This window comes from Acidimangrovimonas sediminis (assembly GCF_002871005.1).
In the GTDB taxonomy this organism is placed as follows: Bacteria; Pseudomonadota; Alphaproteobacteria; order Rhodobacterales; family Rhodobacteraceae; genus Acidimangrovimonas; species Acidimangrovimonas sediminis.
The window spans coordinates 142,980-167,784 of record NZ_PHSN01000005.1 but is presented as its reverse complement, the minus strand read 5'-3'; the positions used below and the strand labels follow the sequence as shown (position 1 = coordinate 167,784).

Annotated in this window: 26 protein-coding genes and 1 pseudogene; 11 read left to right on the top strand and 16 right to left on the bottom strand. The window is 69.0% G+C overall.

Annotated features, from left to right (window positions below; translation table 11 throughout):
• Positions 1-194 precede the first annotated feature (194 nt).
• Entirely contained in the window at positions 195-1,277 is a 1,083-nt protein-coding gene (locus CVV76_RS05225; protein ID WP_102223581.1) for a LysM peptidoglycan-binding domain-containing protein, read from the bottom strand.
• A 473-nt stretch (positions 1,278-1,750) separates the two neighbouring features.
• Between CVV76_RS05225 and CVV76_RS05220 the strand changes: the two genes are divergently transcribed.
• Entirely contained in the window at positions 1,751-2,329 is a 579-nt protein-coding gene (locus tag CVV76_RS05220) for an LOG family protein (protein ID WP_102223580.1), read from the top strand.
• On the opposite strand, the gene rarD is transcribed toward CVV76_RS05220, so the two are convergent.
• From rarD to CVV76_RS05165, 11 genes are all read right to left on the bottom strand, one after another.
• Positions 2,245-3,180, bottom strand: coding sequence for an EamA family transporter RarD (gene rarD / locus CVV76_RS05215; protein ID WP_102223579.1), 936 nt, complete (start codon positions 3,178-3,180; stop codon positions 2,245-2,247). The genes CVV76_RS05220 and rarD overlap by 85 nt on opposite strands.
• Positions 3,181-3,333: 153 nt before the next feature.
• A complete protein-coding gene (locus tag CVV76_RS05210) occupies positions 3,334-3,720 on the bottom strand; it encodes a VOC family protein (RefSeq protein ID WP_102223578.1) in 387 nt (128 codons plus the stop codon).
• 214 nt (positions 3,721-3,934) lie between these two features.
• Positions 3,935-4,393 (bottom strand): host attachment family protein, encoded by a 459-nt coding sequence (locus CVV76_RS05205; RefSeq protein ID WP_102223577.1) that lies wholly within the window; start codon positions 4,391-4,393, stop codon positions 3,935-3,937.
• Entirely contained in the window at positions 4,390-4,608 is a 219-nt protein-coding gene (locus CVV76_RS05200) for a hypothetical protein (RefSeq protein WP_102223576.1), read from the bottom strand. The genes CVV76_RS05205 and CVV76_RS05200 overlap by 4 nt, the downstream gene beginning before the upstream one ends.
• Before the next feature lie 281 nt (positions 4,609-4,889).
• Positions 4,890-5,489, bottom strand: coding sequence for a superoxide dismutase (locus tag CVV76_RS05195; RefSeq protein ID WP_102223575.1), 600 nt, complete (start codon positions 5,487-5,489; stop codon positions 4,890-4,892).
• A gap of 304 nt (positions 5,490-5,793) precedes the next feature.
• On the bottom strand, positions 5,794-6,261 hold the full coding sequence (locus CVV76_RS05190; protein ID WP_102223574.1) for a hypothetical protein: 468 nt from the start codon (positions 6,259-6,261) through the stop codon (positions 5,794-5,796).
• A gap of 98 nt (positions 6,262-6,359) precedes the next feature.
• The gene (locus CVV76_RS05185) at positions 6,360-6,779 is read right to left on the bottom strand and encodes a hypothetical protein (protein WP_102223573.1); all 420 of its coding nucleotides are present in this window, start codon (positions 6,777-6,779) and stop codon (positions 6,360-6,362) included.
• A complete protein-coding gene (locus tag CVV76_RS05180; RefSeq protein WP_102223572.1) occupies positions 6,776-7,396 on the bottom strand; it encodes a sarcosine oxidase subunit gamma in 621 nt (206 codons plus the stop codon). The genes CVV76_RS05185 and CVV76_RS05180 overlap by 4 nt, the downstream gene beginning before the upstream one ends.
• The gene (locus tag CVV76_RS05175; RefSeq protein WP_102223571.1) at positions 7,389-10,403 is read right to left on the bottom strand and encodes a sarcosine oxidase subunit alpha family protein; all 3,015 of its coding nucleotides are present in this window, start codon (positions 10,401-10,403) and stop codon (positions 7,389-7,391) included. Before CVV76_RS05175 ends, CVV76_RS05180 begins: the two co-directional genes overlap by 8 nt.
• The gene (locus CVV76_RS05170; protein ID WP_102223570.1) at positions 10,400-10,723 is read right to left on the bottom strand and encodes a sarcosine oxidase subunit delta; all 324 of its coding nucleotides are present in this window, start codon (positions 10,721-10,723) and stop codon (positions 10,400-10,402) included. The genes CVV76_RS05175 and CVV76_RS05170 overlap by 4 nt, the downstream gene beginning before the upstream one ends.
• Before the next feature lie 103 nt (positions 10,724-10,826).
• On the bottom strand, positions 10,827-12,071 hold the full coding sequence (locus tag CVV76_RS05165; protein ID WP_102223569.1) for a sarcosine oxidase subunit beta family protein: 1,245 nt from the start codon (positions 12,069-12,071) through the stop codon (positions 10,827-10,829).
• A gap of 247 nt (positions 12,072-12,318) precedes the next feature.
• On the opposite strand from CVV76_RS05165, the gene ccmI reads away from it, so the two are divergent.
• The 3 genes from ccmI to CVV76_RS05150 are packed head-to-tail and all read left to right on the top strand — an operon-like array spanning position 12,319 to position 14,743.
• Positions 12,319-14,004 carry a c-type cytochrome biogenesis protein CcmI gene (gene ccmI, locus CVV76_RS05160; protein WP_233192722.1) on the top strand — a complete coding sequence of 562 codons (1,686 nt, stop codon included), beginning with the start codon at positions 12,319-12,321 and terminating at the stop codon, positions 14,002-14,004.
• Positions 14,001-14,477, top strand: a complete 477-nt coding sequence (ruvX, locus tag CVV76_RS05155) for a Holliday junction resolvase RuvX (RefSeq protein WP_102223568.1) — start codon at positions 14,001-14,003, stop codon at positions 14,475-14,477. The genes ccmI and ruvX overlap by 4 nt, the downstream gene beginning before the upstream one ends.
• A 20-nt stretch (positions 14,478-14,497) precedes the next feature.
• Complete coding sequence (locus tag CVV76_RS05150) at positions 14,498-14,743, top strand: DUF1289 domain-containing protein (RefSeq protein WP_102223567.1); 246 nt, start codon at positions 14,498-14,500, stop codon at positions 14,741-14,743.
• A gap of 100 nt (positions 14,744-14,843) precedes the next feature.
• Here CVV76_RS05150 and CVV76_RS25350 read toward each other — a convergent pair.
• Together CVV76_RS25350 and CVV76_RS25585 are read right to left on the bottom strand one after the other, a co-directional pair.
• Positions 14,844-15,758: pseudogene (locus CVV76_RS25350) on the bottom strand (ABC transporter permease).
• A 462-nt stretch (positions 15,759-16,220) separates the two neighbouring features.
• Positions 16,221-16,424, bottom strand: a complete 204-nt coding sequence (locus CVV76_RS25585; protein ID WP_269844482.1) for an ATP-binding cassette domain-containing protein — start codon at positions 16,422-16,424, stop codon at positions 16,221-16,223.
• 187 nt (positions 16,425-16,611) lie between these two features.
• Here CVV76_RS25585 and CVV76_RS05130 point away from each other — a divergent pair, with 187 nt between their 5' ends.
• The 3 genes from CVV76_RS05130 (at position 16,612) to CVV76_RS05120 (ending at position 18,114) form a co-directional block, all read left to right on the top strand.
• Complete coding sequence (locus CVV76_RS05130; protein WP_102223566.1) at positions 16,612-16,902, top strand: hypothetical protein; 291 nt, start codon at positions 16,612-16,614, stop codon at positions 16,900-16,902.
• A gap of 221 nt (positions 16,903-17,123) precedes the next feature.
• Positions 17,124-17,690 carry a CAP domain-containing protein gene (locus tag CVV76_RS05125; RefSeq protein WP_102223565.1) on the top strand — a complete coding sequence of 189 codons (567 nt, stop codon included), beginning with the start codon at positions 17,124-17,126 and terminating at the stop codon, positions 17,688-17,690.
• Between the two features lie 226 nt (positions 17,691-17,916).
• The gene (locus tag CVV76_RS05120; protein WP_102223564.1) at positions 17,917-18,114 is read left to right on the top strand and encodes a hypothetical protein; all 198 of its coding nucleotides are present in this window, start codon (positions 17,917-17,919) and stop codon (positions 18,112-18,114) included.
• A 99-nt stretch (positions 18,115-18,213) separates the two neighbouring features.
• Here CVV76_RS05120 and CVV76_RS05115 read toward each other — a convergent pair whose 3' ends face one another.
• Complete coding sequence (locus CVV76_RS05115) at positions 18,214-18,948, bottom strand: SapC family protein (protein ID WP_102223563.1); 735 nt, start codon at positions 18,946-18,948, stop codon at positions 18,214-18,216.
• 591 nt (positions 18,949-19,539) lie between these two features.
• Between CVV76_RS05115 and CVV76_RS05110 the strand changes: the two genes are divergently transcribed.
• From CVV76_RS05110 to CVV76_RS05095, 4 genes are all read left to right on the top strand, one after another.
• Complete coding sequence (locus CVV76_RS05110) at positions 19,540-19,968, top strand: universal stress protein (RefSeq protein ID WP_102223562.1); 429 nt, start codon at positions 19,540-19,542, stop codon at positions 19,966-19,968.
• A gap of 127 nt (positions 19,969-20,095) precedes the next feature.
• Positions 20,096-21,736: a BCCT family transporter gene (locus CVV76_RS05105; RefSeq protein WP_102223561.1), complete on the top strand. Its 1,641-nt coding sequence runs from the start codon at positions 20,096-20,098 to the stop codon at positions 21,734-21,736.
• Between the two features lie 238 nt (positions 21,737-21,974).
• On the top strand, positions 21,975-22,286 hold the full coding sequence (locus tag CVV76_RS05100) for a DUF2934 domain-containing protein (RefSeq protein WP_102223560.1): 312 nt from the start codon (positions 21,975-21,977) through the stop codon (positions 22,284-22,286).
• A gap of 192 nt (positions 22,287-22,478) precedes the next feature.
• On the top strand, positions 22,479-23,027 hold the full coding sequence (locus CVV76_RS05095) for a fasciclin domain-containing protein (protein ID WP_102223559.1): 549 nt from the start codon (positions 22,479-22,481) through the stop codon (positions 23,025-23,027).
• Positions 23,028-23,144: 117 nt separating this feature from the next.
• On the opposite strand, the gene CVV76_RS05090 is transcribed toward CVV76_RS05095, so the two are convergent.
• Positions 23,145-24,335, bottom strand: a complete 1,191-nt coding sequence (locus tag CVV76_RS05090) for an MFS transporter (RefSeq protein ID WP_102223558.1) — start codon at positions 24,333-24,335, stop codon at positions 23,145-23,147.
• Between the last annotated feature and the right edge of the window lie 470 nt (positions 24,336-24,805).

Below are 24,805 nucleotides of genomic sequence, written 5' to 3'. Positions count from 1 at the left end.
GGGTGTGGCGGGGCGGGGGCTCGGATCGGAGGGGCGGTCGGCGTGGAAAGGGCGGGCCGGCGGGGGCGCTGCCCCCTGCACCCCCCGGGATATTTGAGAGCAGAAAGGGAACAGGGGGCCGGCAGTTGCCGGGCGGCGCGGTGGCCCGGGGGGACGCGCCATCGGTCCGGATTGCAGGGGTGGGAGGTTCGGCTTCAGTTCGCGGCGGGGACCGAGAAGACCTGGCCGGGATAGATCAGGTTCGGGTCGCGGATCTGGCCCTTGTTGGCGGCGAAGACCTTCACGTACATCAGGCCGTCGCCGTAATTGCGCTTGGCGATGCCCCACAGGGTATAGCCGGGCTGGACGGTGATGATCGCCGCGCTGACCCCGGCGGTCGTGCCGACGCCCGCCACTGCCGGTTCCCCCTGGCCGGGGGCGGCGGCGACGAGTTCGGGTGCCTCGCGCTTGAAGGGCGTCTCGAACCGCGAGACGACCTTGCCCGCGGCGTCGATCTGATCGGCGCGCAGGGTGTAGAGGCCCTGCCCCACGCCCGGCACCGTGACCGCCCAGCTGCCGCCGGGCCCGACCGGCGCAGTCGCCACTTCACGATTGTCGAGGTAGAGGCGCACGGCCTCGCCCTCCCTACCCTGGCCGGAAAGCTGCACCTCGCCCTTCGCCCCGTAGGAGATCGCGTCGATCGCAACCTCTCCCTTCGGCCGCGGCGCCGAGGCGGCACCACCCTGAAGCACCCTGACCCCGTCCTTGCCGGCCAGCAGCACGGCGGGGGCCTGCCCGTCGGCGGCGGCCACGGCGGGGCCGGAGGTCGGGCGCGCCTGTGGCCCCGGAGCCATCGCCGTGGGCGCGATGCCCTCTCCACCCGGCGCCGAGGCGGCCCCGGGGACGCGCCCCGCCGCGCCAGAGGCTCCACCCGGCGGGAGCGGTGCGGCGTCGGTGGTGGCAAGCTCCGCCCCCGGGCCCGCATCTGCGCCCTGCCCCATCCCGGGCGCCGCCGGCGCAGCGGGCGTGGGCGCAAGGATCACGTCATCGGACGAGGCGACGCGCTTGCCGTCGGCGCCGGTCGCATGCAGCCGCATCAACCGGGGTGCGTCGGCACGGGGCAGATCGAACATCGAGACGAAGCGGCCCTCTCCATCCGCCGCGGTGCTGGCCACGCCCTTGCCGGCGATCTCGATCTCGATCTTCGCGCCGGGGCTGGCACGCCCTGCGACAAGGGCCTGGCCGTCGGGGCTGACCCGCACCACGTCGAACGAGGGGGCGCCGGGGCTGGTAGGCATCGCCGGGGTCCTGGCCGTGTCTCCCGCCGCGCCGGTCCCGCCGGTGACAGAGGACGACGCCACCGGAGACGGGGCGCCAGCGCCGGTCGCGGAGGAGGACGCCGCAGACGAGGAGGGCGCCGCAGCAGACAAGGGCACGGAGGAAGGAGCCGTGGATGACGCCGCCGCCGTCGCGGCATTCTCCTCCCTTCCGGCCTGGGACAGCATCGGCACGGTTTTCATCCCCCCGCCCCCCGGGTGCGGCCCGGAGACCATCCAGACGCCACCGACAAGCCCCAGGACGACCAGAGCCACCCCGCCACCAAGGGCGGCGCGCTTGCCCGCCCCCATCTCGTTCCAACCAGCCATTCCGTCTCCCCGGTGCGGTCGCCGCCCCTCCGGGTTTCTCCCGGGATTTTTGTCGGGCAGCGCGCTTGAGAGACAATAGCAACCCCGATATCACGGGTCAAAGAAACCCGTGCCCGGACCCTGCCATGCCCCTCATTCCCGCTTCCGTCTGTGTCTTCTGCGGCTCGCGTCCCGGCGCCCGCCCGGCCTATGCCGCCGCGGCCCGCGATCTTGGCGCCCGGATCGCCGCCGAGGGCTGGCGCCTGGTCTACGGCGCCGGCGACGTCGGCCTGATGGGAGAGGTCGCCCGCGCCACCCAGTCCGCCGGTGGCGCGACCTTCGGCGTGATCCCCGAACACCTGCTGAACCGCGAGGTCGGCAAGCGCGATCTGTCGACCTTCGTCGTCACCGAGAACATGCATGAGCGCAAGAAGGTCATGTACATGAACTCGGACGCGATCGTGGTGCTGCCCGGCGGGGCCGGGTCGCTTGACGAGTTCTTCGAGGTGCTGACCTGGCGCCAGCTGGGCCTGCATGCGAAGCCGGTGCTGCTGCTCGACACCGAGGGCTACTGGCAGCCGCTGGAAGGGCTGATGGACCACGTCATCGCCGAGGGCTTCGCCGATGCCTCGCTGAAGGATTACGTGGGGCTGATCCCCGATGTCGACAGCCTGGTCGAGGCCCTGCGCACCGCCCTGTCGCGTGCCACCGTCGCCACCGAGTAGATCACCAGCGCGGCCCAGATCAGCGCGAAGGCCGCCAGGTGCCAGGGGGTGAAAGGCTCGGCAAAGATGAAGGTGGCGATCAGGAACTGCAGCGTCGGGTTGACGTACTGGATCAACCCCACCGTCGCCATGTTGACCCGCCGCGCGGCGTAGGAGAACAGAACCAGCGGCCCGCCGGTCAGGATGCCCGACAGCGCCAGCAGCGCCGCCGTCCGCGGATCGGAGAGCGTGAAATGCGCCGGCGGCTGGCCCGGCCACGCCCCAATCTGCAGGCCGGCCAGCCAGACCAGCGCGATCGGTGACAGAACCAGAACCTCGGCCGTGACCGACACCACGGGCCCCGCGTCGAGCCGCTTCTTGAGGAGCCCGTAGAATCCGAAGGTCACCGCGATGGTAAGCGAGATCCACGGCGTGACCCCCAGCCCCCAGGTCAGCACCACCACAGCCAGCAGCGCAAGCGTCACCGCCACCGCCTGCGCGGCGTTCGGCCGCTCGCCGAAGGCCACGATGCCCAGGACGACCGCCACCAGCGGAAAGATGTAATAGCCAAGGCTCGCCTGCATCGCGTGACCGATCTGGATCGACAGGATGAACATGAACCAGTTCGCCGAGATGCAGAGAGCCGCCAGCGTCACCAGAAGCACCCGCCGCCCGCCCAGAAGCGCGGGCACCTGCCCCAGCCGCCCCTGGAACGCCAGCACGATGCCGAAGAACAGTGCCGACCACAGCGTGCGGTGGCTGAGCACTTCAAGCGGGGGCACCTGTTCCAGCAACTTGTAGTAAAGGCTGGAGAGACCCCATATCGCGCAGGCGGCAATCATCGCCAGCACGCCTTTCAGCGACTCGTTCATCGGCTGCCGCTCATGGATCTGTCCTCTCCCGTTCGCCCGCCTGCTCTAGCCCGTCCAGCCGCCGGAGGTAAGGGGGTGGGCGAAGGATCCCGGGGTACGACGACGCCGGGCGCGTGGCCCGGGCAGGCTTCCCCCGCCCGGGCGCGGCGAATGTCAGGTTGCGGGGCGGTAGACGCCGCAGATCTTGTTGCCGTCGGGGTCGCGAAAATAGGCCAGCCACATGCCGTTCGACCGGGCGCTCGGCGGCGTCTCGATCGAGGTGCCGCCATGGGCCACGGCAACATCGTGGAACTGCTGCAACTGTTCGGCCGAGGTGCATCTGAAGCCCACGGTGCTGCCGTTCCCGATGGTCGCCGCCGCGCCGTCGATCGGTTCGGAGACCGAGAAGGTGCTGCCGTCGTGGCGGTAGAACAGCCGTTCCTGTCCGGTTTCGTTGGTGTTGCGGACCGGGGCGCCCGCGCCCAGCACCGCCAGCACCGCGTCATAGAACTTCTGCGACCGGTCAATGTCGTTCGTACCGATCATGATGTGATTGAGCACCGCGTTGATCCTTTCCTGATCCTGCGTCCCGTATTGCGGCGCCACGCTACAGAGGCGCCCGACGGGCCGCAATCCACCCTGGGGCCCGGCCCCGCGGAACGGCAGATGCAAGGAACGAAAACGGGATCGGGCCGAGCCCGGCAGTCGGGCCACGGCCGATGATGGCGAGGGGCGCGGCAGCCGGCCCGCCGCGCCCCTGCCGGGCCCGGGAGACTCAGGCCGCCTCGGCCAGCGCATCCTTGACGATATGGCCGATCCGGTCGGTCTCGTGATTGGTGAGGGTCTTGGGGACCTCGCCGATCACGCGCTCGGACACCTCCTTATGCAGCTTGCGCCGCATCTCCCCCAGAATCGAGGGCGCCGCGACCAGCACGATACGGTCGAAATCGCCACGATGCGCCCGCAGATATAGGATCTGCGCAAGATCGTCGGCGAAGCGCTCCTTCGCCAGCTCGTGCCAGTCGGTATCGTCCATCGCCGAGCGCTGACCGAAGCCGTTGTCGGCCTTGCGGCCCGGGCGGTTGGCGCCCTGCTCGTGATCGGGCGGGTTCACCTGCTGGTCCTTGCGGCGCACCTCGAGCACCGGCAGATCCTCGTCGCCGATGTTCTCCATCAGCAGGGCCTTCTCGCCATCGGCGACCAGCAGCCAGGTGCCGTTCTTCAGAAGGGTCATCGCTGACCCTCCCCGCCGTCGCGCCCCTTCTCGAGCGACTCGGTCACGCGGGTGGCGCCGGCGGGCCGCTCGAACGCGCGTTTCTTCTCGTCGATGGAGGCCACGCGGCGGGCCGGTTGCCCCCCCGATCGCCCCGCCTGCGAGATGGTGCCGCTCTCGCCGAGGATGTCGTCGGTCTCGCGGTGGCCGTCCCTGGATCTCAGGCGCTCTGCCATGTCTTCCTCCTTCGTATTGGAAAGCATGGATAAAACGCGCGAGCCGGGGGCGCTGTTCCTCGGCGGATCGCAGCCGATCGCGGAAGTCTCAGGAAACCGTGTCGCGCCTTGCCCGACACCCTGTCCCGCGCCCTGACCCGTGCGGCGCCACACCCCGTGGGCGGCCCTCACCGATCCCCGAAACGACGAAGGCCGGGACGTCCTGTCCCGGCCTTGCCTTGTTCATGATGTCCCGCGCGGGGGCCACGGGCCCTCGCCCCGGCGCCCCGCAGCCGACAGGATTACAGGCGCGAGGCCACGTTTTCCCAGTTCACCAGGTTGTCGAGGAAGTTGGTGAGGTAGGCCGGACGCTTGTTGCGGAAATCGATGTAGTAGCTGTGCTCCCACACGTCGCAGCCCAGAAGCGCGGTCTGGCCGAAGCAGAGCGGGTTCACGCCATTCTCGGTCTTGGTGACCTTGAGCGAACCATCGCTGTCCTTCACCAGCCAGGCCCAGCCCGAACCGAACTGGCCGGCGCCGGCGGCGGCGAAGTCGTCCTTGAACTTCTGCACCGAGCCGAAGGATTCGGTGATCGCCTTCTCCAGCTCACCCGGCATCGACTGGCTGCCCGGGCCCATCATTTCCCAGAACTGGGTGTGGTTCCAGTGCTGCGAGGCGTTGTTGAAGATGCCGTTCTGCGCCACGGCGCCGGACTGGTAGGTGCCCTTGACGATCTCTTCGACCGACTTGCCTTCCCACTCGGTGCCGGCGATCGCCTTGTTGCCGTTGTCGACATAGGCCTTGTGGTGCAGGTCGTGGTGATATTCCAGCGTTTCCTTCGACATGCCGAACGCGGCAAGTGCATCGTGGGCATAGGGAAGATCGGGGAGTTCGAAAGCCATCGCTTTCTCCTTTCGCGCATGGTCAGGTTGCGGTCTCGACCGGATAAAGAGCGCGTAGGGCGCAGAGGTCAAGGGCCGATATGTCAGGCGACACCTTCGGGCGGCGCCCGGCCACCCGGATAACGCAAGCCCCCGCCCCCGCGTTCCCGGGCGCTTCGCCCAGTTTTGATGCCCGGACTCGATGCCCAGACTCGATGCCCGAACTCGATGCCCACCTCGATGCCAGTATCGGCACCCTGTCTTGGCGTCCTGTCTTGCGGCACAGATGCGGGGGGCAGCGACGCCTCTGCCCCGGGCCGTGCCTTCAACCGCGCCTCGCGCCGCGCTTTTCCATGAAGGGAGGGACGCGCGCGGTGCAGGTTCCCGCGGCGGAAAAGCTGTTGTCCGCCCCCAGCGCCTGCTGGCTCAGCTGGATCCGTCCCGCCCCCTTGATCAGCGTCGCCGTCTCGCGCACCGACACGGTGGTGTACTTGCTGGCATGTCGCGCGGGCACGCCGTTCACGACCCAGACCAGTGTGGCCCGTCGCGGATTGTCCACCTGCACATGTGCCGGGATCCAGCGGTGCTTGGCCTTCCAGATGATGCCGTCCAGCACATTGGCCCGGTCCGTGCGATCGAACAGCACGATCGACAGGGTGGGTGACATGAAGCTCCGCGCCGGCCGACCGTTCAGCTGGCAGTCATAGCGCAGGGGCGCGGCCATCGCGCCACCGCCGCCCAGCATCAGAACCGCCGCCGCGCTCACCAGCCGTTCCGAAATCCTGCGTCCCATCCTGTCCTTGCCCCCCGCCCTCAATACGACACCACGACATCGCGGGAGGGAGCGTTGCCGCCCTTCGCCCGCCGGTCCAGACATTTTCGCGTGAAGCCTCAGCCGGCGTAGCAAGTGCCCGATGCGCGCAGGACCTTGCCGCCGCCCACGGGCGTCGCGCGGACCGTCAGCGCCCCGTCCGCGGCGATCTCCGCCCGGTAATCCACCGGGTGCGGTGCCGCACCGTCGCCCCCGACCCCGTCGATCCGCCAGTCAAGGCGCCAGCCCGCGCCCCGAGGCGTCAGCCGCGCCGTGACGGGCCCGCCGGCGTAGAAGGTGGTCATCGGGTCCGACACCTGCGCCCTGTCCGCCGCCGGGTTCAGCACGACGCGCAGGGGCGCCGCGATCCCGCCGCCGGGCGGTGCCTTCGTCAGCCCACATCGGTAGACCTCAGCGGTCCCGGCGCGGGCTCCCTCGGCACCGCCTAGAAGCGTGGCGAGGAGCAGCGCGACTGTGCCGGCGACGATGCCCCGGTTCACCAGGCGCCGACCTCGCCCCCGGGCGCGGCGGCGGTGGTCAGCAGGCCCATGACGTAGCCCGCCACCGAGCGAAAGCAGAACAGCGTGACCTCCGCCTCGCCGGTCATCCAGAATGCCGCCGGCACCTGGGCCAGCCGGGTCCGCCGCAGCTCGCCCTCCGCGAAATGGCCAGGCGCCAGGTCCGCCGGCGACAGCTTGGCAAGCACCTCGCGCGCCCGCGTGCCGGTCAGCACGAACACCGCCCGCGCATCCGACACGTCGACCGCCAGCGCATGTTCGCCCGCCAGCGCCGCGTTCAGCCGGGCCAGCACGCCCGGCACCTCGGCATAGGGCAGCATCAGCATCAGCTCGTCGGGCGACATCCAGCCCAACGTCATGCCGTCCGCGCGCACCACCTGCCGGATCCCGGGCAGATCGAGGCCGGAAGCGGATTTCACCGCTGATACAAAAGCTTCCGAAGCAAAATTCCCACGCAGGGTGATCATGCCGCAGGCCCCGGCCTCGCGGATCTTCACCATCCCCTCGAAGCTTGCCCCGTTCAGTGCCGACACGGGCGCCGGGGCCGAAGCTTGGGCCGCAGCGGGGGCCGAAGCGGAAATCGAAACGGGTTCAGACATTCTGCTTCTCCCCATCCTTGTCATAGAAGACCGGGTCGCAGATCTTTGCCTTCACGCTCGACCCGTCGGGTTTCGGAAATTCCAGCACCTCGCCCATTCGCTCCGGCCCGCGGTGCACCAGCGCCATCGCGATGCCCTTGCGCAGGGTCGGCGACCAGTAGGTCGAGGTGATCCGCCCCTGCGTGTTGCGCTGGCCGTTGGCGTTGAAGCCGTCGGCCACCGCATAGGCGCCATCGGGCAGGACCGTGCCGTCAAGGGTTTCCAGACCGACAAGCTTCCACCGCCCGGGATCGGCTAGGTAGCTGCGCTCCTGCCCCCGCTTGCCGAGGAAATCCTCTTTCTTCTTCGAGATTGCCCAGTTCAGGTTCAGGTCCTGCGGGATGACGGTGCCGTCGCTTTCATCCCCGATCATGATAAAGCCCTTCTCGGCCCGCATGACGTGCAGCGCCTCGGTGCCGTAGGGGGTGATGCCGAACTCCTCGCCCGCTTTCAGAAGCGCATCCCACAGCGCGCGGCCATGGCCCGCGGGGGTGGCGATCTCGTAGCTGAGTTCACCCGAGAACGAGATCCGGAAGATCCGCGCAGGCAGGCCGCCAAGCGTGCCCTCGCGCCATTCCATGAACTTGAACTCTTCGCCGGAAACCTCGATCCCGCCAAGCTTTTCCAGAACAGCGCGGGCCTTCGGGCCGACCACGGCGATCTGGGTATATTGCTCGGTCAGGTTGGCGGTGTAGACCTTCCAGTCCCACCATTCGCATTGCAGCCAGTCTTCCATCCAGCCATGGATCCGGTCCGCCCCGCCCGAGGTGGTGTGGCACAGCCACGTCTCCTCGTCGATCCGGGCGACGACGCCGTCGTCCATCAGGAAGCCGTTTTCCGAGCACATCAGACCATAGCGGCATTTGCCCGGTTTCAGGTTGCTCATCATGTTGGTGTAGAGCATGTCGAGGAAGCGCCCGGCATCCGGCCCCTTCACCAGGATCTTGCCCAGCGTCGAGGCGTCGAGCAGGCCGACCCGTTCGCGCACCGCCAGAACTTCGCGGTTGACGGCGGCCGAGGCGATCTCGGCCCCGTTCTTGTAGCAATAGGGCCGGCGCCAGTGGCCGACGGGCTCCCACTCAACGCCATGTGCCTCGTGCCAGTCGTGGATCGCGGTACGGCGCAGCGGCTGGAAGATCTCGCCCCGCGCCTCACCGGCAAGCGCGCCGATGGTGACCGGGGTATAGGGCGGGCGGAAGGTGGTGGTACCCACCTCTGGGATCGGTGCGTTCAAAGCATTAGAAAGTACCGCCAAGCCGTTGATGTTGCTTAGCTTCCCCTGATCCGTCGCCATGCCCAGCGTGGTATAGCGCTTGGTGTGCTCGACGCTTTCATAGCCCTCGCGCGCGGCCAGCTGCACGTCCGAGACCTTCACGTCGTTCTGGTAGTCGAGCCACATCTTCATGCGCAGATCCGGCCCCGCGCCCTGCGGCATGACCCAGATCGGGATCATCGGCGCCTCCACCTCGGCCTTCACGGCGGGGACGACGGTTTCGACCTCGGCCACGCCCGCGGCCTGAAGTGCGGCGATGGTGGCCTTCGTCGCGTCGCCCAGCACGTCCTGCACGTAAAGCGCGCCATTGGCGGCCCCGGCGGCAAAGACGAAGCCGGTGCCATCGGCGCCGGTGGGCGGGCGGGCCGCGTCAGGGCGGAACATGGCATGTGCCTCGTCCCAGCTCAGCTTGCCGCCGCAATGGCTGTAGAGGTGGACAACTGGCGACCAGCCGCCCGACATGGCAACCGCTTCGCAGGGGATCTCTTCGGTGACGGCATTGCCCTCGCCGCCCTGGGCGCAGATCGCGACGCCCGACAGGCGCTTGCCGCCATGGGCCTTGGCGATGGCCGAGCCGGTGAGCACGCGGATCCCCGCGGCCCGCGCGGCCTGCGGCAGCGCGCCGTCGGCACGGTCACGCGCGTCGACGACGGCAGGCACCTGAAGCCCCGCCGCCTTCAGCGCCAGCGCGGTGCGATAGGCATCGTCGTTGTTGGTCACGACGACCGTGCGGTCGCCCGGGCTGACCGCCCAGTTCACCACGTAGTCGCGCACCGCCGAGGCCAGCATGACGCCCGGGATGTCGTTGCCGGCAAAGGCCAGCGGCCGTTCGATCGCGCCGGTCGCGGTGACGATGCGCCCCGCCCGAATGCGCCACAGCCGGTGCCGCGGACGCCCGTCGCCGGGGGTGTGATCGGCCACCTTCTCATCGGCAAGAACATAGCCGTGGTCATAGACACCCGACGCCATCGTGCGGCGACGCAGCATGACATTCGACATTTTTTCAAGGGCTTGCACGGAAGCCTTGATCCAGGCCTCGGCAGGTTTTCCGTCGATCTCCACCCCGTCCACGGGGGCACGTCCGCCCCAATGCGCGGTCTGTTCCAGCACCAGCACGCGGGCACCCGCGGCCCCGGCCACCAGCGCCGCCTGAAGCCCGGCGATCCCCCCGCCCACGACCAGCAGGTCGCAATGGGCATAGAAATATTCGTAGCGGTCGGCGTCGCGTTCCTTCGGTACGCGGCCCAGGCCCGCGGACTGGCGGATCACCGGCTCGAACACGTGTTTCCAGGCGGCGCGGGGGTGGATGAAGGTCTTGTAGTAGAAGCCGGCCGGCAGGAACTTTGCCACCGCGTTGTTCAGCACGCCCACGTCGTATTCGAGGCTGGGCCAGTGGTTCTGGCTGGCCGACGACAGGCCGTCGAACAGCTCGGTCGTGGTCATGCGCTGGTTCGGCTCGAACCGCGCACCGGTCCCCAGGCCCACGAGGGCGTTGGGCTCTTCCGCGCCCGAGGCCACGATGCCGCGCGGTCGGTGATACTTGAACGACCGGCCGACGAGCATCTGGTCGGAGGCAAGCAGCGCCGAGGCCAGCGTGTCGCCCTTGAAGCCGCGCAGGCGCTTGCCGTTGAAGCTGTACTCGACGGTGCGCGCCCGGTCGATCAGCCGGCCGCCCGAGGAAAGACGGGTGCTCATTTGTAGCCCTCCCATTCCGGGCGTTTCTGCTTGATCTTCGCCACAAGGTCGGCGGGCGGCTCGGCGGTCTGGGCTGGATAGGTCCCGAACACCTCGAGCGTGGCGGTGCAGCGCGCCGCGAGGAACCACTTGCCGCAGCCGTAGGCGTGGCGCCAGCGTTCGAAATGCACGCCCTTGGGGTTCTTGCGGGCGAACAGGTAGCCCTCGAAATCCTCGTCCGTAGATCCCGCGCCGAAGCGCTTCAGATGCGCCTCTCCGCCGGCGGCGAGTTCGGATTCTTCGGCTTTGACGCCGCAATAGGGGCATTCGAGGATCAGCATGGGCAGACCTTTGCAGTACGGCGGGGGGCGAAGGCAGGGGGCATGACTGCCCCCCTGAGCCCCCCGAGAGTATTTTCGCCAAGATGAAGGGAAGGCACGACCATCAGTGGGCCACCCCGGCGGCAACGCTTTCGTCGATGAAGCGGCCCTCGCGGAAGCGGTCGAGGCCGAATTCGGCGGCGAGCGGGGCGTGTCCGCGGGCCATCAGCTCCGCCATCGCCCAGCCCGAACCCGGGATCGCCTTGAAGCCGCCGGTGCCCCAGCCGCAGTTGATGAAGCAATTGCCCAGCGGCGTCTTGGAGATGATGGGAGAACGGTCGCCGGTCATGTCGACGATGCCGCCCCATTGCCGCAGCATCTTGAGGCGCGAGATCATCGGGAAGGTCTCGACCAGCGCGCGCAGGGTTTCCTCGATATGGTGGAAGGAACCGCGCTGGGTGAAGTTGTTGAAGCTGTCGGTGCCGCCGCCAATGACCATCTCGCCTTTGTCGGATTGCGACATGTAGCCGTGCACGGTGTTGGCCATGACGACTACGTCCATGCAGGGTTTGATCGGCTCGGACACCAGCGCCTGAAGCGCGACCGCCTCGAGCGGGAGGCGGAAGCCCGCCATGCCGGCGACCTGGCCCGAATGGCCGGCGACGACGATGCCCAGCTTCTTGGTGCCGATGAAGCCCCGCGAGGTCTCGACCCCGGTGACCGCGCCGTTTTCCTGGCGCACGCCCGTGACCTCGGTCTTCTGGAGGATGTGCATGCCCATGTCGGAGCAGGCACGTGCGTAGCCCCAGGCCACGGCATCGTGCCGCGCGGTGCCGCCGCGGCGCTGCCAGAGCGCGCCGAGCACCGGGTAGCGCGGCCCGTCGATGTTGATGATCGGCACGATCTCCTTGACCTTGGCGGGCTCGATCCACTCGGTCGCGACGCCCTGAAGGTTGTTGGCATGGACCGTGCGCAGGTAGCCGCGGACCTCGTGGTGGGTCTGGGCCAGCATGAGCAGACCGCGGGGCGAGAACATGACGTTGTAGTTCAGGTCCTGGCTAAGGTTCTCGTAGAGCTTCAGCGCCTTGTCGTAGATCGCGGCCGAGGGGTCCTGAAGGTAGTTCGACCGGATGATCGTGGTGTTGCGCCCGGTGTTGCCGCCGCCCAGCCAGCCCTTCTCGATCACCGCGACATTGGTGATGCCGAAGTTCTTGCCGAGGTAATAGGCGGTGGCGAGGCCATGCCCCCCGGCGCCGATGATGATCACATCATAGTTTGCCTTCGGCTCGGGCGAGGCCCAGGCGCGTTCCCACCCGGTGTGGTGGCGCATGGCCTCGCGGGCGATGGCGAAGACGGAATAGCGTTTCATCGGCGGCGACTCCCCGGCGTCTGGCGTCCTATCCCGGGTTCTAATCGCCCTTGGGGGGCGGCCGCCACCGCGAGCGGCACAAATCGGCGGGAATGCGACATCGGGCCCGCCGTGGGGCCGGAACGGGGCAAACCGGGACAGGATGACGCAGGACGGGGCAGGCCCCGCCTCCCCCCTGCGGCGGATTTTCAGCTTTTTTCGCGCGAACGTAGGGCTTACACGGGGGGCGCGAGCGCGGAGGTAGACGATGGACGTCCTGAGTGACTGGGGTGACGCGGGCTTCTGGCTTGCGGCCGGCGTGATGATCGCGGTGGTGGCCGGGCTGATGCTGCTTGCCCTGTGGCGCGGACGGCGACTGGAAACCCCTGCGGCGGCCTACGACCTGCAGATCTACCGCGACCAGCTCAAGGAGGTGGAGCGCGACCTGGCCCGCGGCACGATCACCGAGGAAGAGGCGCGCCGGGTGCGCACCGAGGTGTCGCGCCGGGTGCTGGAGGCCGACCGGGCGCTGGCCGCGGGCACCCCGCCCCGCGCCGCACCGAAGGCCGCAAGCTGGGCCGCGGGCATCGTCGTCGTCCTGCTGCTGGCCGGGTCCGTCCTGCTTTATCGCGACGTGGGCGTGCCGGGGATGCAGGACGACCCGATGGCCGCCCGTCTGGCCGAATCGCGCAAGCTGGCGATGGAGCGGCCCAGTCAGAAGGCGATATCTGAGCAGTTCCAGCAGGCGCTGGCGGCCGAGGAGAAGCGCCGCGCCGCGGCGGGGCAACCACCGCTGTTCCCGCCACCCGATGCCACCTCGCTTGCGATGATCGAAAAGCTGCGCGCGGTGGTCAAGGCGCACCCCGACGACCTGACCGGCCAGAAGCTCCTGGTGACCTATGAGCCGCAGCTCGGCAAGTTCGAGGCCGCCGTCGACGCCCAGAAACAGGTGATCCGGCTGAAGGGCGACGCGGCGACGGCCGCGGATTATGTCGAGCTGGCCGCGCTGATGTATGACGCGACCAACGGCTATATCTCACCCGAGGCCGAGAGCGCGATCAACACCGCCCTGAAGATGGATCCGAAGAATGGCGAGGCGCGCTATTACCTTGGCGTGATGATGGCACAGATCGGCCGGCCCGACGTCGGTTTCAGGATCTGGGCGGCATTGCTCGACGACAGCCCGGCGGGGGCGTCGTGGGTGCCGCAACTGCGCGCCCAGCTGCCGCAGATGGCGGCGCTGGCCGGCGTCCGCTACCAGCTGCCACCCGAGAAGGGCCCGCCCTCCGGGGGCGGCAAAGGCGCCCTGCCCGGCCCCTCGGCCGGCGACGTCGCGGCTGCGCAGAAGATGACCCCGGCAGAGCGGCAGGAGATGATCCGCGGCATGGTTCAGGGGCTGGCGGAACGGCTGGACAAGGATGGGGGCAGCCCCGCCGAATGGGCACGGCTGATCGGCGCCTACGGCGTTCTGGGCGAGACCGCCAAGCGAGCCGACGCAATCGCCAAGGCCCGCGCCGCCTACAAGGACAAGCCCCAGGCACTTCAGCTGATCGAGAACGCGGCGAAGGATGCGGCGGGTCAGGGTACAGCAGCTCAGGGCATGGCGGACCAGGGTCCGGCTGATCAGGGAACGGTTGGTCAAGGAACGGGGGCCCCGGGCGCCGCGCCGGCGCTGCCCGGCCCCTCGGCCGGCGACATCGCGGCGGCACAGAAGATGACCCCGGCCGAGCGCCAGAAGATGATCGCGGGCATGGTCCAGCGTCTGAACGACAAGCTGGCGACCGAGGGCGGCACCGCGCCGGAATGGGCGCAGCTGATCGGGGCCTACGGCGTGCTGGGCAACACCGAGCGCGCCACGGCGATCTGGAACGAGGCGAAAACGCGCTTTGCCGACCACCCCGACGAGCTCTCGATCATCCGCGCGGCGGCGAAGAAGGCCGGGGTGGCGTCATGAGCGTTATCGAGGCGATCGAGGAATTCGCCGCCGCCCTGCCCCCGCGCCGGGCGCTGGCGGGGCTCGACTTCGGCGACAAGACGATCGGGGTCGCGGTCTCGGATGGCCTGCTCTCGGTCGCGACGCCGCTGGAGACGATCCGCCGGGTGAAGTTCACCAAGGATGCCGAGGCGCTGCTGGCGATCCTCGCCAAGCGCGAGATCGGCGGGATCGTCCTCGGCCTGCCGCGCAACATGGACGGCAGCGAGGGGCCACGCTGCCAGAAGACCCGGGCCTTCGCACGCAACCTCTCGGGCCTGACCGACCTGCCGATCACCTTCTGGGACGAGCGGCTGTCGACCGTCGCCGCCGAACGTGCGCTGTTGGAGGCGGATACGTCGCGAAAGCGTCGCGCCGAGGTGATCGACCATGTCGCGGCGGGCTATATCCTGCAAGGCGCGCTCGACCGGTTGCGCAACCTGAGGGCCGGCTGAGCCCCACCCGAGGATCGACGATGGACGACGAGGTCTGGAAACGCGACGAGATCGAGAGCCCCTGCGTGAAGATCTGCGTGCTTCACCCCGGGGCCGGGATCTGCGTCGGTTGCCACCGCACCGCCGAGGAGATCGGCGCCTGGTCACGGATGAGCCCGGACGAGCGGCGGCGGATCATGGCAACCCTCCCCGCCCGCGCCCCGCTGATCGCGAAACGCCGCGGCGGCCGCGCGGGACGCCGGAACGGTGGGGATCAAGATCCTTGATCAAGGATTTGCCAAGAGTTTTAGATAAAACTCTTGGGCCGGTGCGCCCGGCGCCGGGCCCCTCCGCTCGGGGCCAGGTCAGCGCCAACCCGGCGCCAGCTCAGGGCCAGGGCCGCGTCAGCGCCGCCGGCGGACGTTGCCGGCCGACGAGGCCCGCCACCGCGATCAGGGCCAGCAGGTAGGGCATCATGATCAGCAGCGCGCTCGGCGCCCCGATCCCCATCGCGGGCAGCTGGAACTGCAGCGCCTTCGCCGCGCCGAAGATCAGGCAGGCGCCGATGGTCCGCCCGAGCCGCCAGTTGCCGAAGATCACCGCCGAGATCGCGAGGTAGCCCGCGCCGTTGGTCATGCCGTCGGTAAAGGTGTGGATGTCGCCCACCGACATGAATGCCCCGCCGAGACTTGCGCAGAACCCCCTCGCCAGGATCGCGCCGTAGCGCAGCGCGCGCACGCCCAGCCCCGAATGCGCCACCGCCATCGGCGCGTCGCCCGACGCGCGCAGCGCCACGGACAGGCCGGTGCGTTGCAGCACGAACCAGACCGCCAGCGCCAGCGGGATCAGCAGTTAGGCAAGGCCGACCTGGCTGAAGCTCTGCGCCCCGAAGACCGGGATCTGCCCCAGCCCCGGCGGCGCCCATTGCGCGAAGCCCGGGATCTGGGTTTCCGAGCGGTTGCCGAAGAGCTCGCGGTAACCAAGCGTGGTGGCGCCCAGGATCAGGATGTTGATCCCGCCCCCCGTGACGATCTGGTTGGCCCTGAGCGCGTTGGTCAGCACCGCCAGCAAAAGCGCCACCGGGATCACCGCGATCAGCCCCGCGACCACCCCAAGCCAGGGACTGCCGGTCAGCGACTCGCCCACCGCCGCGGCAAAGGCGCCGGTCAGCATCATGCCCTCGACGCTCCTGTTCAGGACACCCGCGCGTTCCGAGATCAGCTCTCCGATCGCTGCGAACATCAGGGGGGGCGCCAGCCGGATCGAGGATCCGAGGAAGACGGCGAAAAGCTCCCGGGTCATCTGGCCTCCGCTTGCTTGAGCCACATAGCGGGGCCCGCGACGAAGACGACGATCAGCCCCTGCACGATCTGCACCAGAGCCGCGGGCACAGACCATCTCCATCGTGATCCCCCCCGAGCGCAGGAACCCGAAGAGCCGCGCCCCGGCGATCACTCCGGTCACCCGGCCCCGGGCCAGCAGCCCCGCCACCAGCCCGTCGAAGCCGTAGCCCGAGGAGAACAGCGCATATTGGTCGCCCTCCAGCATGTAGGCCCCGGCCAGCCCGCCCAGCGGTTGAGCGAAGCCGAGATCGCGTAGCCCGACCCGAACGCCCCGTCGAGGAAGGCCCCGTCGAGGAAGGCCCCCATCGCGGTCCAGATCAGGGCGCCGGTGGTGCCGATCAGCAGAAGCCCACCGCGAAGGCCGCCAGCACCGCCGCGATCGGCACCAGGGCTCGCGCGTCGAAAGAGGATCCGATCCGTGTCATGCCACCTCCTGCCCGGCCATCATGGCGCCGATCGCCGCGCGCTCGCCCGGCCCGGCGGGGTCATATGCGGCGCGGTTCAGGCGCATCTCGCCCGCGGAGGGGGCGTGAATGCCTAAGATCAAGTTGCACAGGGTCGACCTGCCGGCCCCGTTCTCGCCCAGCAAGCAGTGGATCTCCCACGCCGCGAAACCGAGCTCGATGCCCTCGAGCGCGGCGAAATCGCCGAAGCACTTGCCGATGCCGCACAGCCCCTACATCGGCCCCGCGCCCACGGGGAGGGAAACGGAGGCGGCCGCAGCCGTCCCCGCAGCGCCCGCGACACGGACCCGAGACACGGACCCGAGACACGGCCCCGAGACACGGAGGAGCGGATCCTGCGCGCAGTACATGCAGCAATCGCAAAAGATCGGCACACTGTCCTCGCCGGTCCTGGCCCAGATCTCGGAACTCCTGAAACGCGGCGAGGCGAAGGGTAGCGTGCGGCCCGGTCTCGATCCGCTGACGCTCTGCTTCATGAGGGTGGCGCATGCGCAGTTCCACATCTCGAACCGCCATACCTTCAGCGCGATCTTCTCGGTCGACATCGGCGCGGCGGAGTGGATGGAACGTTACGATACGGAAACGCGCGAGATGCTGCGCAGCTACCTGGCAGCGCCGGGGCGCAGGCCCGACGGCTGACCCGCCGGGCGGGACGGAGTGCGCCGGTAGCTTTCCGCCGCCCCCACCCGCCCGCGGCGTTCCGCACACGCGAGGGTGATCCCCGCGCACCTGCCGCGCGGGAACCCGCTAAATGCCTGTAACGTATATCTCCGGCAAGTGCATTGCCGCCCGCGTCAGCTATGGTAATGTCCGCCGCTGACGCCAAGCACAGAGACGCCGTTCAGGAGACCCACAGGCCCATGAAGAAGACCGCATTGCCCCGGACGCTGTCCGCGCTGACCCTCGCAACCGTCGCGCTCGGCGCGCTCAGCGCCTGCGCGCCCGAGCCGGCCCCGGCGCCGACGCCGTCCGGTCCGCCGCCGATCGTGCCCTCGACCCCCGGGCAATGCTCGATCCCCACCGACATCGGCGCCTTCCGTGCCGACCTCCTGGCCGGGATCAACGCGGAACGGGCGAAGAAGGACCTGCCCGCGCTGACCGTCTCGCCGGACCTGCAGCAGATCGCGCAACAGCAATCGTGCGACGATGCGGTGCAGGGGATCTACTCGCACACCGGCCTCGACGGGTCGAGCTACGAGGATCGCTTCAAGCGGATCGGCTACTCGACGAAATACGCCGAGGAGAACACCGGCCAAGGCGCGCCTGCCGAAGGCAACGACACGGTCAAGACGATCGTCGGCTTCTGGATGCTGTCGACCTATCACCGCAAGAACATGCTCAACAAGCATGTCACCGAACTGGGCATCGGCCGCGCCCACGGCGGCAACGGCAACGACTTCTGGGTCGTCGATTTCGGCAAGCCCTGAGCCGCCCGGCGCCCACGGGCGCCCTCATCGTCCGACGTCGCGCGCCGGGGCACCGCCCCCGGCGCCCACCGCACCGGGCTACCAGTCGCGACGCCCCCCTTCTTCTGCCCCCGTTCTTCTTCTGAGCAAAAATATCCCGGGGGGTGCAGGAGACACCGCCGCCTTCTCGTCACGGAGCGCGACCCTGATCCATACCATCGCCGGCCTCATCGGCGGGATCCGGCATGTGGCCGTCGGGGCCTCCCCGCGGATTCCAGCGGCCAGGGCGATTCCGTGCCAGGCGCTGGCGGAACGCGACGCGGCCCCGCCGGTCATCCCCGGCCCCGATGTCGCGACGCTGGCGCTTATGCGGGACCGGATCGTGACCGAGCTGGCCAAGACCTACCCTGCGTTCGCCGAGACCCTGCGCGCCGAGGCGGCCTGACGCCCGTCATCCGCGCACCCGATCCCGCGCACCGGATCCCATGGGCCCGCCCCCAGAGGCCCGGTTTCGTAGCCACCACGGGCGCGAAGCGGGCGCGGTTCAGGCGGCCTCCACCCCAAGCCGGGCGCTGAGCTGTTCAAGCGCGCCGAGGCTGTGGAAATGTGCGTAGATCGGCGCGAGGTAGCCCGCCTTGCGCAGACTCAGGAACACCTCGTCCGGCAGCGCGTCGAAGGCCGCGCGGTCGATCGTCAGCAGGCCGTGCACCGAGGACGAGGAGCCATCCGCCCGCTTGATGTCCAACGTGACCGAGTTCAGCAGGTTCAGTTCCTGCAGACGGTCGCAGAAGGCATCGGTCTGCAGCGCGCCGCGGCGGTAGCCTTCGGACAGCGCCAGCGCCTCCTGCGTCGCCTGCGAGGGCTGGCCATCCTCGGCAAACAGCGCCGCGCCGCCCTTCTCGTGCAGGCCCGCAAAGCTGTCGTCGATGCAAAGCAGCGCCTGCGTCGCGTCGCCTTCCCCCGCCGTCTCGCCGATGATGAAGGGATAGCGGCGAAGGTAGGCAGGCACGTAGCGGCCGCGCCAGGCGCCCTCTTCCGTCACCATCAGGCTGCGGCCCGGCGTGAGGCCCGCGACGAAGACCGGGCTGGGGCGTTTCGTCCCGGGCAGGAAGGCGATCGGCAGGTCGGCCGAGGCGGTCTCGAATTCCTCGGCCAGCGCGGGCACGAGGTGGGCCCCGCGGGCGAAGCCGAAGCGCGGCCCCTCGACCTTGAGGCGCAGCCCGGCATGGGCGTTACGGTCAAGCGCGACGACCGCGCCGTAAAACAGGGGATTCGACACTGGCTACCTTCCTTCCCCGGCCTCGCGCGAACGAGAGCCGCCGTTACTCCTGCCTTCCCGAGAACCAGAAGCGCCCCCGTGAGGCAACACTTAACTGCCCCGGCAGCCGATTTGATCCCATGGCGAGGGGCATGGGCGACACCCGCCGGGCCGCTCGGCCCGCCGGCAGTTCCGCCAGGGTCCCCGCCACGAGGTCGCCCGCTTCCGGCCCGGGCGGGCGGCCGGGCGCATGGACGCTGCCCGCAATCCCGGTGACGCCGGGGGGCGGACCGGTCGCCCGCATCCGTGCCGCGCTCCCCCCTCGCCGAGGATCGGTGCGCCCCGGCTCCTCGACCCCCTCGCCGTTTTCGCCTCCCGCAGATCACCGAGCGCAAGCGCGGGCGCTTCAGCACGAGGTAGCGCGCCGCTGAGCTGATCGCGCCAAGACCACGGCAAAGCCCCGGCAGCGCGAGAACGTGACGTCGGCCCCGACGAAGCCCCCCGTGGGATCTTCGGCCTTGGCACATCCCGGGTTGATCTGCCCCTTCGGGTGGACAGGCGGCGCCGTGTCCCGTAGGCTGGGAACAACACGGAAACGTGAGGATCGCGACAATGTTCAACACGATCATGGTTCCGGTGGATTTGCGTCACGCGCCCGCGCAGGCCCCTGCGCAGGAAAAGGCGTTGACCATCGCTGCCGAACTGGCACACAGCCACGCGGCCGAGGTCGTCTACGTGGGCGTCACCTCGCCCGAGCCCGGCGAGGTCGGCCACAACCCCGAGGAATACGCCGCCCGGCTACAGGATTTCGCCCAGGCGCAATCCGAAGCGAGATCGCAGCGCGCACGTGCCCATGTGATCGTCGCCCACGACCCGACGATCGACCTCGACGGCAAACTGACGGAGGCCGCGGCGGAACTGGGGGCGGATCTGGTGGTTATGGCCACGCATGCCCCGAACGTGACCGACTACATCTGGTCCGGTCACGGCGCCCACATGGCGGCCCATGCCGCCGCCTCGGTCTTTCTGGTGCGCGGCTGACAGGCGCACCACGCCCTGACATGCAAGCCCCCCCGGCCACGCCGGGGTTAGCGGGATGTCACAGGGGCAGACGGGACATTGCGGACGACAGGAAGCAAGAAACGCGAACGACGGACAGGAGACTTACATGGCGAATGCCGAGGAGATCACCGGCATCCCCGCGCCCGAGGGGCACACCGAACTCATCGACACCGATTATCAGATCGGTCAGGACAACCTCGAAGGCAAGCTCGGGCCCTTCGGATTTGACGTGCACAACCCGGTGTTCATGGTTTCGGCCGTGACCATCGTCGCCTTCGTGTTCTACGCGCTGGCGCTGCCGGAACAGGCCAGCGCCGTCTTCGGCTGGCTGCGACCCTGGCTCACCTCGACCTTCGACTGGTTCTTCATGACGGCGGCCAACATCTTCGTGCTGTTCTGCCTCTTCCTCATCGTCAGCCCCTGGGGCCGCGTGCGCCTGGGCGGCAAGGACGCCGTGCCCGACTACAGCTACACCGGCTGGTTCGCGATGCTCTTCGCCGCAGGCATGGGCATCGGCCTGATGTTCTTCGGCGTGCTGGAGCCGGTCTATCACATGGCAGTGTCGCACCCGCTGGGCACCCCCTCGCCCTTCGACGCCGACGGCAACCTGATCCCCGCCAACATCGAGCGCGCCAAGGAAATGGGCCTTGCCGCCACGATCTACCACTGGGGCCTGCACCCTTGGGCGATCTATGCCGTGGTGGCCCTCGCCCTGTCGTTGTTCAGCTATAACAAGGGCTTGCCGCTGACGATCCGCTCTGCCTTCTACCCGATCTTCGGCGAACGGATCTGGGGCTGGACCGGCCACGTGATCGACATCATCGCGGTCTTCGCGACGCTCTTCGGCCTTGCCACCTCGCTGGGCTTCGGCGCGCAGCAGGCCAATGCCGGCCTGCACCACGTCTTTGGCATCCCCGTCTCGACCCCGATCCAGATCCTGCTGATCACCGCGATCACCGGGGTTGCCCTCTTCTCGGTGCTGCGTGGCCTCGACGGCGGGGTGAAGCTTTTGTCCGAGATCAACATGGGGATCGCCGCGCTGCTTCTGATCTTCGTCCTGCTGGTGGGGCCCACGCTGGTGATCCTGACCGATTTCGGCAAGGGCCTGCTGACCTACGCGCAGGAGATCGTCCCGCTGTCGAACCCGTTCGGGCGCACCGACGACAGCTACCGCGACGGCTGGACCGCGTTCTACTGGGCGTGGTGGATCAGCTGGTCGCCCTTCGTCGGCATGTTCATCGCCCGCGTCTCGCGCGGCCGCACGGTGCGCGAGTTCATCACCTGCGTGCTCCTGATCCCGTCGGTCGTCTGCGTGCTGTGGATGGCGGTCTTCGGCGGCGCGGCGATCCACCAGGTGCTTGCCGATCCCGCCGCCTCGGCGGTGAAGGCCAACGTGATCGACAGCTACAACCCGCCGCTCTCGCTCTTCGCGCTGCTCGACGGGATGCCACTCTCAGCGATCACTTCGGTGATCGGGGTGGTGCTGGTGATCGTGTTCTTCGTCACCTCGTCGGATTCCGGCTCGCTGGTGATCGACACGATCACCGCCGGCGGCAAGGTCGACGCGCCGGTGCCGCAGCGGGTTTTCTGGGCGACGTTCGAGGGCGCGGTGGCGATCGTGCTGCTGGTCGGCGGCGGCCTCAAGGCGCTGCAGGCGATGGTGATCTCAACCGGCCTGCCGTTCACCCTGGTGCTGCTGCTCATGTGCTGGGCGATCTGGAAGGGCCTCAAGGCCGAGCCGCGCTGACCCCCCCCGCGCCCCGCGCGAACCGAAAGGCCCCCCCATCGTGGGGGCCTTTTTTTCGTTCTGCCGCCGTCCGACTGCCCATCCAGAGCGTTCCGTTTCCGCCCGTTGCGCAGGCGCAGGGCACCGCCGTGGCCGCACAATGCGGCTTTGCCGGACATGGCCGCCCCCAAGCCCGGCAGAGGATGCTGCGAAACGGCGCCAGTCGTGGTATCATGTTTCTGACAGACGGGGGATCCGGATGAGCACCAGCGAACACGACGAGGAAACGATCCGCACCGCGGCCTATTACATCTGGCTGGCCGAGGGGCAGCCCGAGGGCCGACACGAGATGCACTGGGAACGCGCCCGGCGCGCGCTGGGAGATGCTCCGGCGGCCAAGGCCAAACCCACGGGCAAGGCTGCGACGAAGGCCGCGCCCAGGTCGAAGGCGAAACCCGCGACGAAGAAGGCCGCGGCGGCCAAATCGGCCGAGGCGCCGGCGAAGAAGACCGCGGCCAAACCCGCCGCCGCACGCAAGCCCGCGACGCGCAAGGCCCCCGCGAAGGACTGATCCGCCCCTGGGCCGTCTTCGTAGGCGCCGCCGCCACCCCGATCGGCTGCCAACGCCGGATCAGAAAAACTTTTTTTCTTTATCAAATGCTTGCACCGTCATGATGCAGGGCGATGAAACTCTTTTGAACGCGCGGCCGTAGCTCTCTGCAGGATCCGGGACAGACCCGGCCCGAACCAGAGAGGAAACGCCATGACCAAGTCCATTCGTACTGCGCTCGCCATCGGTGCCATCGCCCTCGCCGGAGCCGGCGCCGCCAGCGCCAACCCGATGGTCGGGGGTGCGCCGATGTACGCCTCGAAGAACATCGTTCAGAACGCGATCCACTCCAAGGACCACACCACGCTGGTCGCCGCCGTGAAGGCCGCGGGCCTGGTCAAGACGCTGGAAGGCCCCGGCCCGTTCACCGTGCTCGCCCCGACCAACGAAGCCTTCGCCAAGTTGCCGGCCGGCACCGTCGATACCCTTCTCAAGCCCGAGAACAAGGAAAAGCTGACCAAGATCCTGACCTGCCACGTGATCGCCGGCAAGTTCACCGTCGACCAGCTGAAAGAGGCGGTGATGAAGGCCGGCAAGGGCGCGATGATCAAGACCGTGGGCGGCTGCGAATGGCCCGCCATGGTCAAGGACGGCAACCTGATGATCATGGACAACCACGGCGACACCGCGATGATCACCATCCCCAACGTGATGCAGTCGAACGGCGTGATCGACGTGATCGACACCGTTCTCCTGCCCTGATCCAGAAAACCCGCTGCCGTTCCGCCCCGTGCGGGACGGCGACCTGGCCGCCCCTGCCCCCGGGGCGGCCTTTTTCATTCGCGGTGACGCGCAGGGCCGGGAGATGGGAGGAGTACCTCAGTCCAGCCGGTCTTCGGTGAAGGCATAGGCCACCAGCACAAGCGCCACGAAGCCCGCGAAGAACAGGAAGATCGCGCTGTAAGGCGCGGTGGGCGATCCGCCGGAATAACCCTCGTGGATCCAGCCGGTCACGACCTGCATCAGGCCGGTCCCGCCGATCCCTACCAACGTGAGCAGCGTCACCCCCCGGCCCACAAGATGCGGCGGAAAGAACGCGCGCCCATGCGCCATCACCGCCGGGTAGGAGGCGCCGCAGATCCCCAGTGCCGCCAACCCCAGCGCGGCCCAGCCCGGCCCCGCCGCGGGCCACAGTCCCAGCGCCAGGAGGCACAGCACCGTCAGCCCGTTGCCCCAGAACACCCCCCACTTGCGCGAGCCCACGATCCGGTCGAGCGGGCCGTAGAGAAAGTTTCCCGCCACCATCGCAAGCCCCATCACAAGGCTCACCCAGCCGATCCCGCCCGCGTCCAGGTGGTAGACATCGGCCAGCCACGGCCCGACCCAGAGGCCGCGGATATCGGCCACCGGCGCGTAGCCCGCCACCATCATCGGTGCGATGATCCACAGCGACCGCTGCCTCAGCAGAGCGCCCATGCCGCCCTTTGGTGCGTCATGCGGCAGCGGCGCGGGGTTCGTCACGTTGACCCAGATCGCCGCCGCGACCGCAAGCGTGACGACGCCCGCCACCGCCACGGCGGCGCGCCACCCGATCGCGGCCACCGCCCAGGCCAGCGGCAGCGTGCCCGCGATGTTGCCCAGTGACCCGGTGCCGATGGTCAGCCCAGCCAGCGTGGCAAAGACCCGGGGCGGAAACTCGCGCGCATAGATGAAATAGGCGGCAACGAGGACCGGCGCGCAGCCCGCGCCGATCAGGATCATCGCCCAGGTGATCGCCCCGGGCCCCTGCGCCACGGCGAACAGGAAGGCGCCGCCGCCGCCCAGCACCGCCAGCGGCAGCGCTGCCGTCAGCCGCGGCCCGACCCGGTCGAGCGCCCAGCCCACCGGCAGTTGCGCCAGCGCGAAGGCCACGAACCACAGGCCCGACGCCCAGGCCAGGCTGTCCGCCCCGGCGCCGATGTCCCGGGTCAGATAGGGGGCCACGACCGCCAGGAAGCCGCGGTAGAACTGGCTGAGCACATAGCCCAGAGCGAGAAACCCGATCCCCGCCGATACCGGCAACCTCTGCATTCTGCCGCTCCCCCCTTCATGTGGCGCCATCATGCCCGCCGTGGCGGCGGGGGCAAGGGGCCGCGCTCCCATCGCCTCTCTGCGCCCCCGAAGGGTCCGATCCCCTGCCCCGGCGCCCCCCCGCTGTCGGCGCGCCGGACAGGTTGCCGCCCGCGGCGCCTCTCCGCCGTCTGGGTCGGTGGGCGTCCGCGCCCGGCCGCCGGTCCGCGCGGCCTGCCTCACCACCGATCACGCCAGCGGCACGGAGTGGGGAGATCAGGCCTTCGCGCTCTCCCGCCCCGGGCGCGGCACCCGGCCTGCGCACGCCACGGGAACCGGGCCGGCCGGATCGTTTGGGCAACAGGTTCCGATCTTTCTTCCCGATAAGCGGGATTTCGCCACTCCGGCGCCCCGCGGCTTGATTTTGTGACCGGATCGGAGAGAGTGCGTGCAGTTCGCCGGCGGATCGAGCCTGCCGAAGCGGACACTCT